This window comes from Methanohalophilus sp. (assembly GCF_030156785.1).
GTDB lineage: Archaea > Halobacteriota > Methanosarcinia > Methanosarcinales > Methanosarcinaceae > Methanohalophilus.
This window is the reverse complement of the sequence record NZ_JASGLW010000009.1, coordinates 55143-70097: the sequence shown is the minus strand read 5'-3', so window position 1 is coordinate 70097 and position 14955 is coordinate 55143. Positions and strand designations below refer to the sequence as shown.

The following is a 14955-nucleotide window of genomic DNA, read 5'->3' as shown; positions in this document are numbered from 1 at the left end:
AACATATGCATCATATATAGGAAGCAATATAAACTCCTAACCAATAAAGTAAATCTGATGTCCAACCTAACCCTAATTACTACCCTCTACGCTATCGAACCAGTAATCACATGTGTGACTCGCCTATCCCCTTCCAAACTCATCATCCTAACCGAAGATGGAACTGTAGAAAAAAAACGTCAGGCTGAACAGATGCTGGAAGCTACATTTGGGAAGGTAATAGAGATTGAAAAGAAGATAACATCCCTCTACGACACCGTGCGCGTAGCTCAGGACGTGGCAAACTTGATAGAAGATGAATACGCACGAGGAAACGAAATAATCGTGAATGTTTCCGGTGGTAGGAAACCGCAGGCATTCGGCGCTCTCTTTGGATCTTATGCCAGAAGTGATATGGTAAAGAAGATAGTATATGTCACTGAGGAAGACAATTTCATCATTGATTTCCCTATCTTGAGTTTTAATATTTCTGACACAAAAAAACTAATTCTTGAACAGATCCAGTCGGGCATCAAGTCGGTAAAGACCATTGCAGTTAACATTGGAATCTCAAAAGGAATGACATACAACCACCTGCGTGAACTCAAGACCATGGGATATATCGAAGAGAAAGACGGCTATTCGATAACTGATGCGGGAAAGATTGCTGTAATCTGAGAAATATAGGTTGATGTGGCAAGAAAGTAGTTGTTGCTATCAATAAGATGCAGAAAAATCCCTTATCCCAAATAAAAGACTCAAGGGATCACCAAAATCATTGTTGTATTTCTTAAAGGTAGGGGAATGACAACCATGATCACCGGCAGGAATAAACTTTAACAAACTTAAGATTTGTTCCTTTTTTCCAGCCCTTTAGATCTACTATGCTATCAGGAATTGTAACTGACAATTATTATTTGAATCTTGAATATTGTGCATTATTTACACCTCACACTTAACCTAATATAAAATATACATCACACCAAATCACAAAATAAGTTTATAATGTTTGAATCTCGGGATAATTAGCCGTCGGGGGGATTCGAACCCCCGGCCTGCTGATTACGAATCAGCCGCTATACCACTAAGCCACGACGGCAAAAACGAGGCTATCGAAAGTACGAATACAAGGATTTAATGATTTCGCTTATATATCAGTCAATCCGGGCATCAATACAGATATTATACTGGTGTGGTGCATAGGATCGGACTGTGCGGGTTTCAACCACTTCCACCCTCCTGCCCGCATCGGTTGCAGCTTTTTTTATAATATCGATAGATGGCCCAAAGAGAGAATCCTCATGTGCCATGGCATAATAGTGGATTACACCGCCTGGTTTTGTGAGAGCTATCGCCTCTTTCAGAAAATCCGATGCGTTGTGGGGCAGGTTCATAATCACATGATCGGCAACCTGTCCGAGGATCTCAGGCAGATCGCGGGCATCGGCCTCCATTGCCTCCATGTTATCCAGCTTGTTTAATTCCACATTCTTTTTCAGGAATTTCACAGCTTCTGGATTCTTGTCGGCAGCATAGACCTTCCTGCATCGTTTTGCAGCCGGGATACTATAGGGTCCCACGCCTGCAAACATATCCACAACCACATCATCTGGACCTATCTGATCGGCAATCCGCTGCCTCTCTGTGGAAAGTCTTGGAGAAAAGTACACCTTTGCAATATCCAGCGCATAAAGGCATCCATGATCCTTATGAATTGTTTCTGTATGCTTTTCCCCTGCGATAAAACGCATGGGACGAACCCTGAATTCTCCTTCAATGGCAGGCCCTTCCCCAAGAACCGCCTTAAGTTGGGGCCGAAACTTTAGCAGGGCACGTGCCACTTTCTCAGCCTCCGGTTCATCTGAATCGATTATCGCAATGTCTCCTACAATCTCAAAGGACGGTGCATAGCCAAGCATATCTTTCAGAGTCGGCCGCGATTGCTGAGGCTCACATTCATGATACTCAACCGATACCGGATGGGTAAAAAGAGATTCATCCGGAGTGGATTTTATAGGAAGATAAAGATAATCACCGTCAGCAGCAATCCTGAATGAATTGTCAAGCAAATCCTGTTCAAAAAGAACCGCTCTTACAGACTCCCCTGATCTTTTCTTAACTTTTACACACAAGCATTCCAGAATAATCACCCCATTGCAAACCATGCTCCAAATCCCATCAGGAAAATACCGCAACCTAACAGTACTTTCCGGTAAACTACATCCGAAATCATTTGCTTTCCACGGCTCATTGAAACCGAAACAACAGTAAACCATCCCAGATCCGCCATCCAGTGACCTACCACAAAGAAAACTGCTGCAAGCAATCCGATCTCAAGGCCACGCAATACCAGTGCACTGCCTGCCGTCAGCCACCATATCCAGAAATAAGGATTGGAAGCTGATGAAAGCACACCTGCAGAAAACGGGTTGGAAACAATTCCATCTACTTTCTGCACAAGCCGGGAAGAACTACGGGCCTGCATGATTGTGAGAATCCCAAAAGCAAACAATACAACTCCACCTGCAACAGAAATAATTGACATCTCATGTTCACCTATTAGCGAGGCCATTCCAAGAACTATCAGGATACAAATGACCAATTCTATAGCCGCATGACCCGCCACAACCACCGGACCCGCCATCCACCCGTTTTTCAATGCTCCATCTATTGTTACAAGTAACATGGGACCGGGAACCAGCGCACCCGCGAGACCCACAATAAAACCGATGGTAAGCATCTCAATGACTTCAAGCATAGCATGAAAAGAAAAACAGGACGAAGGATGATAAACGCATCCCTCTCCAGACGAGTTAATTAAAGAATAATTTCAATATCCAGTTCTTCGGCAAGCTCCTTGTAGCGGTTCCTGATAGTTACTTCAGTTACACCGGCTACATCCGCGACCTCACGCTGTGTCCTGCGCTCACCGCAAAGAATAGATGCAATGTAAATTGCAGCTGCAGCAACACCTGTTGGCCCGCGACCGCTGGTTAATTCTTTCTCCGAAGCCTGCCTCAGGATTTCCACACCTCTTGCCTGCACCTCACCTTTCAGGTTTAATCCCGAACAGAAACGAGGCACATAATCAATTGGGGAAGTTGGCATAAGCTTGAGGGACAATTCCCTGGAAATAAAACGGTATGTCCTACCGATTTCTTTCCTGCTTACCCTTGAAACCTCTCCGATTTCATCAAGAGTTCTTGGAACACTGCACTGCCTGCATGCTGCATACAAAGCTGCTGCGGCCACGCCTTCAATACTGCGTCCGCGAATCAGGTTCTTGTCAACCGCCTTACGGTAGACAACTGCAGCGTTTTCACGCACAGTTCTAGGCAGACCAAGTGCCGAAGCCATCCTGTCAAGTTCGGACAATGCAAATGCAAGGTTTCTTTCCGTAGCGTTGCTCACACGGATACGGCGCTGCCATTTTCTCAACCTGTACAATTGTGCACGGTTCTTGGAGGAAATGGATTTCCCGTAGGAATCGCGGTTTCTCCAGTCAATCATGGTCGATAGACCCTTGTCATGAATGGTATAAGTCATTGGTGCGCCCACACGCGAACGCTTCATTCTCTGATCATGGTCAAAAGCACGCCATTCCGGCCCTTCATCCACAAAATCAGCATCCACTACAAGCCCACAGTCGGCACAGACAAGCTCAGCCCGCTCATAGTCCTGCTCAAGGTTATGACTGCCACATTCCGGGCACTCAAGTACCTTTTCTTCTACTTCAGAACTCTTTTCCTGCTCTTTGCGTGCTTTAATCTTTGCACGCATTTTTTCCCTTGCAGACGTATCAGAATATCTTACTCTTTCAACTTCAACCATATCAGTTCCTCATAGTTGTGAACAACTTGGAATCCAAAATAAAGCCCCGACTTTCTCACTTCACATATAATTTCTGGTTAAGACAAGCCTTAAGTTTGGAAAATGAAACATTTTTTGCGACTTTGACTATTACATAAGGATTGGAAACCGATCCGATAACAGATGACACTTTACCAATGCGTCTTACATTTTGATCCATCACAATAGAACCTATATGTGGCATATCTTTCAGAGAACCAGATGCAAAACCTTCAGCTGCCCGAATGACAAGTTTTCCGTTACCTTCAATGCTGGATACTGTCCCAAGACGTTTCATAAATCCTTCCCCATATATAAGGCAATTTGGAGGTATAAATACATTAGAATTATCATATATAAATGTATCGCAATCTCTTTAATATAAAACTATCTGGATTTTGAAATATTATGACCAATAAGAAACAGGATTTATTTGCAAAAGCATAATAAAAGTGTTAGATTTCCGATAAACCTTAATATAAAATCAACTATTGTGACACCAACTAACAGACTAGATATTCCGCTGGGAGGAAAGTTAGTGGCAAATAAAAAGTTCGTGTACCTTTTCGGAAACGGCTATACTGAAGGCAACAACAGCATGAAGGACCTGCTTGGTGGCAAAGGCGCCAACCTTGCAGAAATGGCAAACCTAGGCATTCCGGTTCCGGCCGGATTTACAATTACTACAGAAGTTTGTGTTCTTTATCTCAGGGATCATAAATATCCTGATGGTCTTCTGGAACAGATCGATGAAGCCCTTTTGAAACTAGAAGAGGCAAATAAGAAAAAATTTGGGGACCCAGATAACCCCCTGCTTCTTTCTGTCAGATCGGGAGCCCGTGTATCAATGCCCGGTATGATGGATACTGTTCTGAATCTGGGTCTTAATGATAAAACCGTCAAGGGAATTGCCAAGAAATCCAATAATGAACGTTTTGCTTATGATAGCTACAGACGTTTCCTCACGATGTTTGGAGATGTTGTGCTTGGCATAAAATATGCCAAATTTGAGTCGATTCTTGAAGAAAAGAAGCACGAACTTGGTGTTGAGCAAGATACGGAACTTGATGTTGCCTCACTAAAAGACTTGGTGAATAAATTTAAAGAAGTAATTAAAGAGCACACTGGCGAAGACTTCCCACAGGATCCAAGAAAGCAACTCCAGATGGCAATTGATGCTGTTTTCAACTCATGGAATAACCAGAGAGCTATTAAATATAGGAAACTCAATGGAATACCCGATGAGTGGGGGACAGCCGTTAATGTCCAGAGTATGGTATTCGGTAATATGGGAGATGACTGTGGCACAGGAGTTGCCTTTACCCGTGATCCGGCAACTGGTGAAAAACGCTTCTTTGGTGAATACCTTACCAACGCTCAGGGAGAAGATGTAGTTGCAGGTATTCGTACGCCACAGCCCATCGAGAATCTTAAAAAGAATATGCCGAAAGTTTATGAACAACTTGAAAAGATTTACAAAAAGCTGGAGAATCACTTCCGTGATATGCAGGATATTGAGTTCACAATTCAGGAGGGTAAGCTCTACATACTCCAGACCCGTACTGGCAAACGCACTGCTGCTGCAGCCATCAAGATTGCAGTGGATATGGAAAAAGAAGGATTAATTGATAAGAAGACAGCTGTATCAAGAATTGAACCTGCCCAAATTGACATGCTTCTTCACCCAATGTTTGATCCTGATGCTACTTATGACGTAATAGCCACAGGCCTTCCTGCTTCACCAGGAGCTGCAGTCGGAAGAGTTGTTTTCACAGCAGAAGATGCGGAAGATAAAGCCAAAGAAGGTATCAAAACAATCCTTGTCCGGACTGAAACCTCCCCTGAAGATATCGGTGGAATGGATGCATCAGAAGGTATTCTTACCGTAAGAGGAGGAATGACCTCCCACGCTGCGGTAGTTGCTCGAGGTATGGGCAAACCCTGTGTTACAGGTTGTGGGGCGATTTCCATTGATATGGAAAAAAGAGAATTTACAACTGGCAAAGTAATCGTCAAGGAAGGCGATTATATCAGCATCGATGGCTCCACCGGGAATGTAATCCTCGGAAAAGTTGACCTAATACCCCCAAAACTTACAGGCGAACTTTATACTATTCTCACATGGGCTGATGAAATTCGCAGCCTTAAAGTCCGTGCCAATGCAGATACGCCACACGATGCAACGGTTGCAAGAGATTTCGGTGCACAAGGAATAGGATTATGCCGTACCGAACACATGTTCTTTGGAGAAGAAAGAATCCCGGCTGTCCGCGAAATGATTATGGCGGAAGATGTCAAAAGCAGGAAGCAGGCTCTTGAAAAGTTACTGCCAATGCAGAAAGAGGATTTCATCGGCATTTTCAGGGCAATGGACGGCTTCCCTGTAACCATCAGGCTGCTTGATCCACCACTACACGAATTCCTCCCTAATCAAGAAGAGCTAATCGAAAAAATCCGCGAGCTCGAGATGAAAGGCGCCGATAAAAAAGAAATTGATGAAGTCCAAAGAGTACTTGACAGAGTAGAAGTGCTCAAGGAAATAAACCCAATGCTTGGACACCGCGGATGCAGACTTGGAATTACCTACCCTGAAGTCTATGAAATGCAGGTTCGCGCAATCATAGAAGCTGCCTGCGAACTTACCAGAGAAGGGTTGAAAATAGTTCCTGAAATTATGATTCCACTGGTCAGCCACGTAAGGGAACTTGAACTGATCAAACAGAACGTTAAAACTACGGCAGAAGCCACTATGAAAGAATGTGGTGCTGAAATTGACTATCTGGTAGGAACCATGATTGAGTTACCACGTGCTGCCATCACAGCAGATCAGATTGCAAAAGAAGCAGAATTCTTCTCATTTGGTACAAATGATCTTACCCAGACCACATTCGGATTCAGTCGCGACGATGCCGGAAAATTCCTGCCATTGTACGTTGAGAAAGGTATACTGGAAGATGATCCATTTGCAGTACTCGATCAGGATGGCGTTGGTCAGCTTGTTAAAATTGGAATTGAAAAGGGAAGATCCACACGTAAAAACCTCAAGATAGGAATTTGTGGTGAGCATGGTGGAGATCCTAAATCAGTCAAGTTTGGCCATGAAATCGGTCTTAACTATGTTAGCTGCTCCCCGTTCAGGGTACCAATCGCAAGGATTGCAGCAGCACATGCAGTAATTGAAAGTGAAAACAAGTAAAGAGAGAATCAGGGCAACTGCCCAAATTTCTCTTCATATCTTTTTTGCATAACTTCCCATGTTGGAAGGTTAGTCTGGCAACCGGTACGCTCCACAACAAAAGATGCTACAACTGCGCCAATCTTCCCACATGTTTCTACAGGATAACCTTTTTTGAAAGCTACAAGGAAACCGGCCCTGTAACCATCCCCGGCTCCTGTAGGATCAACCGCTTCAACTTTTACAGCAGGAATATGAAACTGTGAATCTCTATAATAGATGCGACTGCCTCCGGTATCACATGTCACGATAATTGTCTCAATACTATTTTTGAGATCGTCAAATGACCTGTGTGTCATGCTGCAAACCCTTCTAATTTCATGCCTATTTGCAAAAAGAATGTCTGTATTATCAAGTATTGTAACCAGATTTTCTTTTGAATATGTAACCAGATCCTGTCCCGGATCAAAACATACAAATCCGGCTTTTTTTGACATGCGAGCATTAAAATTTGCCTCAGCTGTTGCAAGATGGACAAAATCAACTTCAGGAGGTTCTAATTCAGGAAGCTTTGCGGATGCCCCCCAGTAGAAGTATGATGACTGGTTGTGCTGCCTATCCGTATATACAAATGCACGAGTACATTTTTCATTTTCAATCCGGTACAGAAGCGACAAATCCACACCAAGGTTTTCCAGATGTGACTTGAAACCTGTACGCTCAAAATCATCACCTATAGCCGAGATCAGGGAAACATCCCCTCCAAGAGTTGCAATTGCCGCAGCAATATTGGCAGCTCCTCCACCAAAAAAAGTATCGTACTTTATAATTGGATATGATTCATTTGGTGAAGCAATCCTCTCAACCTCAAAAAGATAATCGAGAGCAGCATGCCCCACCACGGAAATCGTTTCAGTCATTAAAGACCACCGTTACTCGAAATCCTCCACTTCGATAACGCTCAGGGGCACATCTCTTAATGCCCTCCCAATAACAGACTTTGCTATTCGTGATGCATGTTCCTCGGTTTCCGCATCAAAAACCTTCATCTGGAGAACCAAACCAACAATTGCAGTATTTGCAGCCATGAATACACTGCTTATTGGTTCATTACATGCAGGACAGAAGGTAGTTCCTACATCAACTTCAACAAAGTCAAGTTTTGGATTCAGACGTTTTCCGGCTTCTGCGATCGCAACACCGATAGCATCATCGGCACTCTTTACATCCCTTACCAACCAGGCAGCTTCAAGGGTCACATGATAGTTTGGCATAAACTTATCTCCTCACAATTTCTTCCATGTCTCATTTATATAGTAAACAATACGTCATCGTCAACATCAAATACACCCAGTTTTGCTCCTGCATCCAGCCATGCATGACCATAGCTGAAACAAACAAGGGCATTTACCAGATCATCTGATTCTATGAAATACATACCATCCTTATAATATGATTCGGCCATTTCTCTGAAATCCTCCCCTACACATTTCATATGGGAGCCCTCAATCGGAGAAATAACAGCCTTTTCAAGGGCCTGCCGTAGCAGGCGTTCATAACGCTCGACTTTTTCAGCAAGTTCTGCAGCCACTTTGTCACATCCTTACTATAAAATACATTTCCTCACTTTTCAGAACCAAATAGTTTTTTGAATAGACCTTTCTCTTCTCTACCAGATTTAGGCTTTCTTGTAGGTTCGCGTTTAGGTGGAGGCGAAGTAGCAGAAGATTGAGCCGGAGCCACTGCAACTTTCTTGGTAGTAGACTTGCGTTTTCCCGAAGAAGCTTTCAGTACATTAACCGATTCACCGCCATGCTTAGATCGACGCACCCTCACGTCTACAAGAACTGGTCGTTCAATATCATTACTCACCAGCATAGCAACACCAGGGGGCAGACGAATAAGTTCATCCTCAACATAGGAATTGGCACCTTCAAGACCTTTGCTTATGGATTTAAGATCATTCGGATTGGTTACTTTCATTATGATCTGGGTACCGCATTGAGAAAGAACATTTTTGTCAACCCTTGCGGGACGCTGGGAAATTATCATCATTCCAAGACCAAACTTCCTGCCTTCAGATGCAATGGTCCTCAGTATTTCCGAGCTTGCACTCTTGCTGAAACCTCTTTCTGGAGCAAAATTATGAGCTTCCTCAACCACAAGCATACCCGGCGGAATATGACCCATCTTACGGGCTTCAAATAGGTTCTCACAGAGTTTTGCAACAACCATACTCTGAATATCAGGGGGGATGCCTTTTAGATCAATGATACTGGCCTTGCCTTCCTGCATGAGTTCTTCCACAGGAGTGGGATTAGGAGAGAGCAATTCCATCTGGTTTACATCTTCAAGCAGATTAATTACGTTCCATCGTGCCTTACTTTCGTTATTCGAGACTTCCCTAATTATGTCTTCCAGGAAATATGTGTCCACTTCCGCACGGAGTTTATGAATTGACTCATATAAAATACCGGTATGAGTCGTTGTGTAGTTGTCAGGGAAAAGATCAATGAGTTCCTTGGGTTTCAGGTTGACACCGTTGAGACGGAAAAGCTCATCAGCATTGGGATTAATGAATTTATTAGCTGGAGTGTAAACTTTTACCTTTGAACCATAGCCTTTGGGAGTTACTTTGTATTTTGCCGAATCCTTACCATTACCTGAAGCAGCTTCTTTCAGGCTACCATATTCACTGTGGGGATCAATGATAAGAAGAGGGACATTATGTTCCAGAAGTTCTTCCAGCAAAACCGCTGCAGTATAGGATTTACCACTTCCTGTTTTTGCGAGGATGCTACAATGTTTTTGAACGAGGTTATTAGCATCAAGATGCACTGGGATATCGGTCCCGTCAAGCAGTCCCACATACATGTTACCACCTACTAAACCAAGAACATTGCGAATCAGCTCGTTGTCTGCAACATAGATGGGGTCCCCTGGGCTGAACGGAGTCTTTGGGGATCGAAGCAATCCATCACTTCCCCTGCTTCCGATGACATTAGCCTCAGCCACAATGTGATCATCATCTCTGTTGTTACGTTTTCCTTTTTTGGCTTCCTCAACCGAAAAGCTGTCACTTGAGCGGGTTATTGACATCACCTGCGCAAGTACCCACGAAGAATCAGTTTCATGCCACACCTTTACGTAGTGGCCTCGCATTACCGCTGTACTGTCAGATACCAGGAACTTAAAATCAAGAGTCCCAGTCTCACCAATTATCAGTCCTACAGATCCCCTCATATACAACTCACTCACAAGTAACATCATTTCGTCTATCTGTAGCTATAAATGATTTTCTGTTAAGGGCGGGTTAATCGTCAATTTCCAGCACTTCATCAGGTGCATCCGCAAACTCCACAAGTGCTTCGGATTCAAGAAAATGCAATGAACCCGGAATTACAAGAATCTGAAGAGGTTCTCCAAAATCATAATCCTTGAGCCTAGGAAGAAAATCAGCTTTTACAACCGGTACAGGCGACCCAGCTCGGGCAATTCCCACACCAATGCGATCCGCAAGCACACAATCCCTGCGATTGTCAACCGTAAGAAGCAGATTTACAGCCTCGGGAACCGTCATGTACCCCTTATCCTTGTCGATATCAAGGAAAACAAGGGTATGCAGATCCTGCTCAATGTTCTGGACTATAGCATTATATGGGGATTCCGAGATTATAGTATTACCTCGACTACTTGTGTATGGATGGGGAACAGTGGCAGCCTTGCCAAACCTGTAGTTCTGGAGTCCTGAAAGACCGCAAACTGCACTCACAATTGAAGAGCCATGAATAAGCTGCGTCTGTATTCCCAGTCTTTGTGCACGAAGCCGCAGATCTACATGAGTGGTGGAAACCATGGTGTCCCCTCCTGTCAGGAAAACAACATCTTTTTCCTTTGCCCTTTCCAGCCACCAAGGATCCTGCTCCACCTCTTCCCTGCTGAGAACATTCAGTTCCCTGCCATAGAGAGCTTCCATTTTCTCCTGATCAGAGCCCATAAGGCGGGACGTGTAGAATTCAACATAAACCTCATCCGCCTGCTTTATCACTTCCAGACCTTTCAGAGAGATATCCTTTTCGTCAAAAAGACCCAGACCCACAAAATAGAGCATAGGAACATATAAGCAGGGAGATTTATATTAAATGTTTTGACAAAGGTGAAGTTGCTCTACAAACATTTTATGTATTAAAGAGTTTAAAATCCATCTAATGAATGCTATTTATCTTAAAGACTGTTACCTGAAAGATTTTGAAGCTACCGTGGAAAGTGTAACTGACGACAAGTATGTGATCCTTGACCGAACAGCCTTTTATCCTCAGTCCGGCGGACAGCCCCATGATACCGGAAAACTTATTCATAACGGTAAGGAATGCAAGGTGGTTTTTACAGGAAAGTTTAGTGGTAAAATCAGCCATGAAGTAGCAGAATGTAATCTGAAACCCGGCGACCATGTTAAGGGAATTATAGACTGGGACAGACGCTACCTCTTTATGAAATACCACACTGCATGTCATATCCTCAGTGCAATAATCCATAACGAAACCGGCGCAAAAATATCGGGAAACCAGATCGGAGAAGAAAAAACAAGGGTTGATTTTAACCTTGAGAAGTTTGACAGGGAACAAATCAGCTCCTACCAAGAAAAAGTTAATGAAATCATTGACAGGAATATCGATGTCAATATAGAGTTCCTTCCAAGGGATGAAGCTTTTGACATACCATCCATGGTCAAACTAAAAGATGCTTTTCCTCCTGATGTACAGGAAATCAGGATTATAAACATTGGAGATATCGATACTCAGGCATGTGGTGGCACACACGTCAAAAACACCGCTGAAATTCCCCACATAGAAATATTCAAAGTTGAAAACAAAGGTAAGAATAACAGGAGAATTTATTTCAGATTTCTCGTAGAAAATAAAAAGGATTAAAACTTGATATCCATGGATAATAAAATAGCCGCCAAAATTGCACTTGCCATCCTTTTCACAGTTATACTTGCCTGTGCAATCACATATGCACTATTTCCTTTTGTTGATTTTTTCCTGGCCGCCCTGATAATTTATGCAATTGTTGATCCTCTGTACAAGAAAATCCTGAGAAAAAAACGAATTAATCCGGCTGTTGCTGCGATTGGTGTGATCGCACTTGTTATGTTGTTGATAATAATTCCAATATACTACCTCTTTGTGCTTATAGCCGGGCAAATAGGACAGGTTCTGGCAAATGTAGTCTCACAAATTGATCAGATAAATATGAATTATGAACAAATTAATGAGCTCATTGCCATTTTCAATCTCGAAGAAAAGACTGCGGACATTGTCTCAACCGCGGGTACTTTTTTAAGTGAACTGATAATTGATGCAATCCAGAACATCGGAGTACAAATAGCCGGACTTACAATCTTGATTTTCCTTTTGTATTACCTGTTGACAACCGATGACACAAAACTCAGAAAAATCGTATTTGATATCACACCCTTTAGCACCCGGAATACCTATGTTCTGTTGGATGAAATGAAGAACATCATTCATTCAACAGTCATTTCAACCCTCATGATTGCAGCCATACAGGGTTCCCTTCTTGCAATCACATTTTATCTTGTTGAGATACATGGAGCGCTTCTTTGGGGCTTTATCACAGCCATCCTATCAATTATCCCAGTAATTGGAGCACCCATCATTTGGGTTCCGGCAATTGTATTTAAACTGATCGAAGCCGATTACTATGCTGCTGTGATAATCCTGATAGCCGGAATAATTATAAGCAATGTCGATAACTTCCTGCGACCAATCATCCAGAAAAAAGTCGGATCCATTCATCCCTTTGTATCCCTTCTCGGGATTTTCATAGGAATTTCTCTCTTTGGCCTTGTAGGAATAGTTGTTGGTCCAATGCTCCTGGCGTCATTTATACTGATGCTTAAAATCTTCAACGAGGAATTTTTGCAAACGTGATTTTCAAGCCTGAACTTTCTTTTTTAAGCCCCTGAACATCTGCTTTATAAAATACTGTGGTGGCGTACGTTGGCCACCTGCTTTGACATTCCCGTTTTTGATTGCCGAAAGCACTGCTTCAACTGTTTTTTCAGATGCATCGATTTCAGTATAGGAACGCCCCACCATACCAGGCTCATGTGCATCACTTCCCCCCACCTGCGGTATGCCTAACCTATCGGCAACCATTTTTGCACGCTTGTTGGCATATGAAGTAAGACAGCGTGAATTAAAAACTTCGACCGCATCAATGTCCAGCCCTTCAACATATCCAATGCCATGGGAAGTACGTTTGAAAGGATGTGGAATTATCACAATTCCTCCCTACTCCCGGGCACATATTATTGTTTCAGGGACACTCAATCCAGGTGGAATTGCTTTATTCACTCCAATGATCAGTACATGCCCTTCGGCAGAGCTAACTTCAATTCCCGGAATTACAAGAATATCACAATCCAATTCTTCAGCGCGTTTGGAACAAGCCACTCCCCCCTCTACCGAATCATGATCACAAATTGCAAGCCCGTCAAGCCCATTTATTTTTGCCCACTTCAGGATGGAATCCAGATCCGAATCACTGTCTTTTGAAAAGCAGGAATGAACATGCAAATCGAATAGCATCAGGAAGATAATCAGTTTTTGTGTGTTATAAGTTTTTGTGCCGAATAAGCAAACCTGATAGGATTGCATTAATCTTCTAAAAGATTCTGGACAAACTTTTTCGCTTTTTCCACAACCGAATCCGATGCTTCTACATCCAGCGTGATTGTATCACCGTAATCCGTGGAATGTACAATACCCTGCTCCATCAGCCATGAAAGAACTGACATACCTTTATCTGAATTAGGTAATGATATCGTGAATCTTTTCCATTCCGGGAGATTGGAGTATATTGTTTCTTTTAGCTTGTCCAAGGCAATACTCTCTTTTGCGGAAACAATCACAGGATTCGGGCAGAGGTATCTAAGAGCATTGATTTTTGCCTCCAGATCTGCCGGAGAGACAAGATCAACCTTATTAAATACAGTAATTATAACCGCATTCTCAAGTTGTTTCCAGAAAATATCGTGGGAAACAGCAAGCTTTTTTCTCATTACATCAATCGGATCACTCGCATCAACAACAAGCAGGATGATATCTGAGAGAAAAACATCTTCAAGTGTTGAGCGAAAAGCATCAACGAGGAAGTGAGGCAGATCCTCGATAAAACCGACCGTATCAGTAAGCATTGCCCTTCTTCCATTAATATTAATAGAACGCGTGGTCGGTGAGAGGGTTGTAAAAAGCATATCCATGCTTTCTACATTTTCGGAAACTAATGTGTTGAAAAGAGTGCTTTTTCCCGCATTCGTATAGCCTGCAAGGGAGATCAGGGAAAAACCCTGTTCATGCCTGCTTTCCCGACGTGTGGCACTGCTTCGAATAGTATTTTTGAGTTCTTTCCTGATCCTGCTAATCCTTTTCTTGAGATCCTGCTCATATGAATCCTCGTAACCGCCCATTCCCATAAATCCGGGGCGTTCTTCTTGTTTTAACAGCGATACAAGTTTGCGTGCCCTCGGGAGTTCGTACTCAAGTTTTGCAAGTTCAACCTGTAATTTGGAGCGGCTGGTAGTTGCCCTTGTAGCAAATATTTCCAGAATCAGCTGGAATTTGTCAATAACCTCGCACTGGCAGAGTTCAGAAAGATTGTAGATCTGTGTAATTGTGAGAGGATTCAGGAAAATCACTTTTGAAGGATATAGTTCAGCTACGTGTCCAGCAATTTCTTCGGCTTTTCCTTTTCCCACATGATACCTCCGATCCGGATGATGTTGCTGCACAATAGAATCAAGCACATTGTAACCAGCTGCAAATGCAAGTTCTTTCAACTCTGCAAGTTTTCGGATGTTGTCCCTTTCCTTACTTCCGGGAACCGTACGCTGGACAAGAATTACATCATTCATGGAAAAACCG

The 14955-nt window shown here is 43.0% G+C and carries 16 protein-coding genes and 1 tRNA gene; 4 read left to right on the top strand and 13 right to left on the bottom strand.

The features are described from left to right. The first annotated feature begins 57 nt into the window (after positions 1–57). The gene (gene csa3 / locus PWQ49_RS06370; RefSeq protein ID WP_300609116.1) at positions 58–657 is read left to right on the top strand and encodes a CRISPR-associated CARF protein Csa3; all 600 of its coding nucleotides are present in this window, start codon (positions 58–60) and stop codon (positions 655–657) included. 349 nt (positions 658–1006) lie between these two features. On the opposite strand, the gene PWQ49_RS06365 is transcribed toward csa3, so the two are convergent. From PWQ49_RS06365 to PWQ49_RS06345, 5 genes are all read right to left on the bottom strand, one after another. Beyond that, positions 1007–1078 (bottom strand) — tRNA-Thr (locus PWQ49_RS06365). A gap of 55 nt (positions 1079–1133) precedes the next feature. Then, positions 1134–2144, bottom strand: a complete 1011-nt coding sequence (locus tag PWQ49_RS06360; protein WP_300609114.1) for a class I SAM-dependent methyltransferase family protein — start codon at positions 2142–2144, stop codon at positions 1134–1136. Beyond that, positions 2126–2737, bottom strand: coding sequence for a LysE family transporter (locus PWQ49_RS06355; RefSeq protein ID WP_300609112.1), 612 nt, complete (start codon positions 2735–2737; stop codon positions 2126–2128). Before PWQ49_RS06355 ends, PWQ49_RS06360 begins: the two co-directional genes overlap by 19 nt. Before the next feature lie 59 nt (positions 2738–2796). Then, entirely contained in the window at positions 2797–3810 is a 1014-nt protein-coding gene (locus PWQ49_RS06350) for a transcription initiation factor IIB (RefSeq protein ID WP_300609110.1), read from the bottom strand. A 55-nt stretch (positions 3811–3865) separates the two neighbouring features. Continuing rightward, positions 3866–4126, bottom strand: coding sequence for a Gar1/Naf1 family protein (locus PWQ49_RS06345; protein WP_300609108.1), 261 nt, complete (start codon positions 4124–4126; stop codon positions 3866–3868). Between the two features lie 240 nt (positions 4127–4366). Here PWQ49_RS06345 and ppdK point away from each other — a divergent pair, with 240 nt between their 5' ends. Continuing rightward, entirely contained in the window at positions 4367–7024 is a 2658-nt protein-coding gene (gene ppdK / locus PWQ49_RS06340) for a pyruvate, phosphate dikinase (RefSeq protein WP_300609106.1), read from the top strand. 8 nt (positions 7025–7032) lie between these two features. On the opposite strand, the gene PWQ49_RS06335 is transcribed toward ppdK, so the two are convergent. From PWQ49_RS06335 to dph5, 5 genes are read right to left on the bottom strand one after another with little or no spacing between them, the layout of a single operon-like run. Beyond that, complete coding sequence (locus PWQ49_RS06335; RefSeq protein WP_300609104.1) at positions 7033–7923, bottom strand: carbohydrate kinase family protein; 891 nt, start codon at positions 7921–7923, stop codon at positions 7033–7035. Positions 7924–7935: 12 nt separating this feature from the next. Continuing rightward, a complete protein-coding gene (locus PWQ49_RS06330) occupies positions 7936–8277 on the bottom strand; it encodes a DUF555 domain-containing protein (RefSeq protein ID WP_209683156.1) in 342 nt (113 codons plus the stop codon). A gap of 35 nt (positions 8278–8312) precedes the next feature. Then, positions 8313–8594, bottom strand: a complete 282-nt coding sequence (locus tag PWQ49_RS06325) for a DUF357 domain-containing protein (protein WP_300609100.1) — start codon at positions 8592–8594, stop codon at positions 8313–8315. Between the two features lie 32 nt (positions 8595–8626). Then, positions 8627–10273: an ATP-binding protein gene (locus tag PWQ49_RS06320; protein ID WP_300609098.1), complete on the bottom strand. Its 1647-nt coding sequence runs from the start codon at positions 10271–10273 to the stop codon at positions 8627–8629. A 43-nt stretch (positions 10274–10316) separates the two neighbouring features. Then, positions 10317–11114 carry a diphthine synthase gene (gene dph5 / locus PWQ49_RS06315; RefSeq protein ID WP_300609097.1) on the bottom strand — a complete coding sequence of 266 codons (798 nt, stop codon included), beginning with the start codon at positions 11112–11114 and terminating at the stop codon, positions 10317–10319. A gap of 97 nt (positions 11115–11211) precedes the next feature. Between dph5 and alaXM the strand changes: the two genes are divergently transcribed. Beyond that, positions 11212–11934: an alanyl-tRNA editing protein AlaXM gene (alaXM, locus tag PWQ49_RS06310; RefSeq protein ID WP_300609095.1), complete on the top strand. Its 723-nt coding sequence runs from the start codon at positions 11212–11214 to the stop codon at positions 11932–11934. Between the two features lie 12 nt (positions 11935–11946). Beyond that, entirely contained in the window at positions 11947–12960 is a 1014-nt protein-coding gene (locus PWQ49_RS06305) for an AI-2E family transporter (RefSeq protein WP_300609093.1), read from the top strand. A 3-nt stretch (positions 12961–12963) separates the two neighbouring features. On the opposite strand, the gene PWQ49_RS08345 is transcribed toward PWQ49_RS06305, so the two are convergent. The 3 genes from PWQ49_RS08345 to hflX all read right to left on the bottom strand — a co-directional run bounded on the left by PWQ49_RS08345 (position 12964) and on the right by hflX (position 14945). Then, positions 12964–13314, bottom strand: a complete 351-nt coding sequence (locus PWQ49_RS08345) for a PHP domain-containing protein (RefSeq protein WP_363321824.1) — start codon at positions 13312–13314, stop codon at positions 12964–12966. Positions 13315–13323: 9 nt separating this feature from the next. Beyond that, on the bottom strand, positions 13324–13620 hold the full coding sequence (locus tag PWQ49_RS08340) for a PHP domain-containing protein (protein ID WP_363321823.1): 297 nt from the start codon (positions 13618–13620) through the stop codon (positions 13324–13326). Between the two features lie 68 nt (positions 13621–13688). Continuing rightward, positions 13689–14945 carry a GTPase HflX gene (gene hflX / locus PWQ49_RS06295; protein WP_300609091.1) on the bottom strand — a complete coding sequence of 419 codons (1257 nt, stop codon included), beginning with the start codon at positions 14943–14945 and terminating at the stop codon, positions 13689–13691. Positions 14946–14955 lie beyond the last annotated feature (10 nt).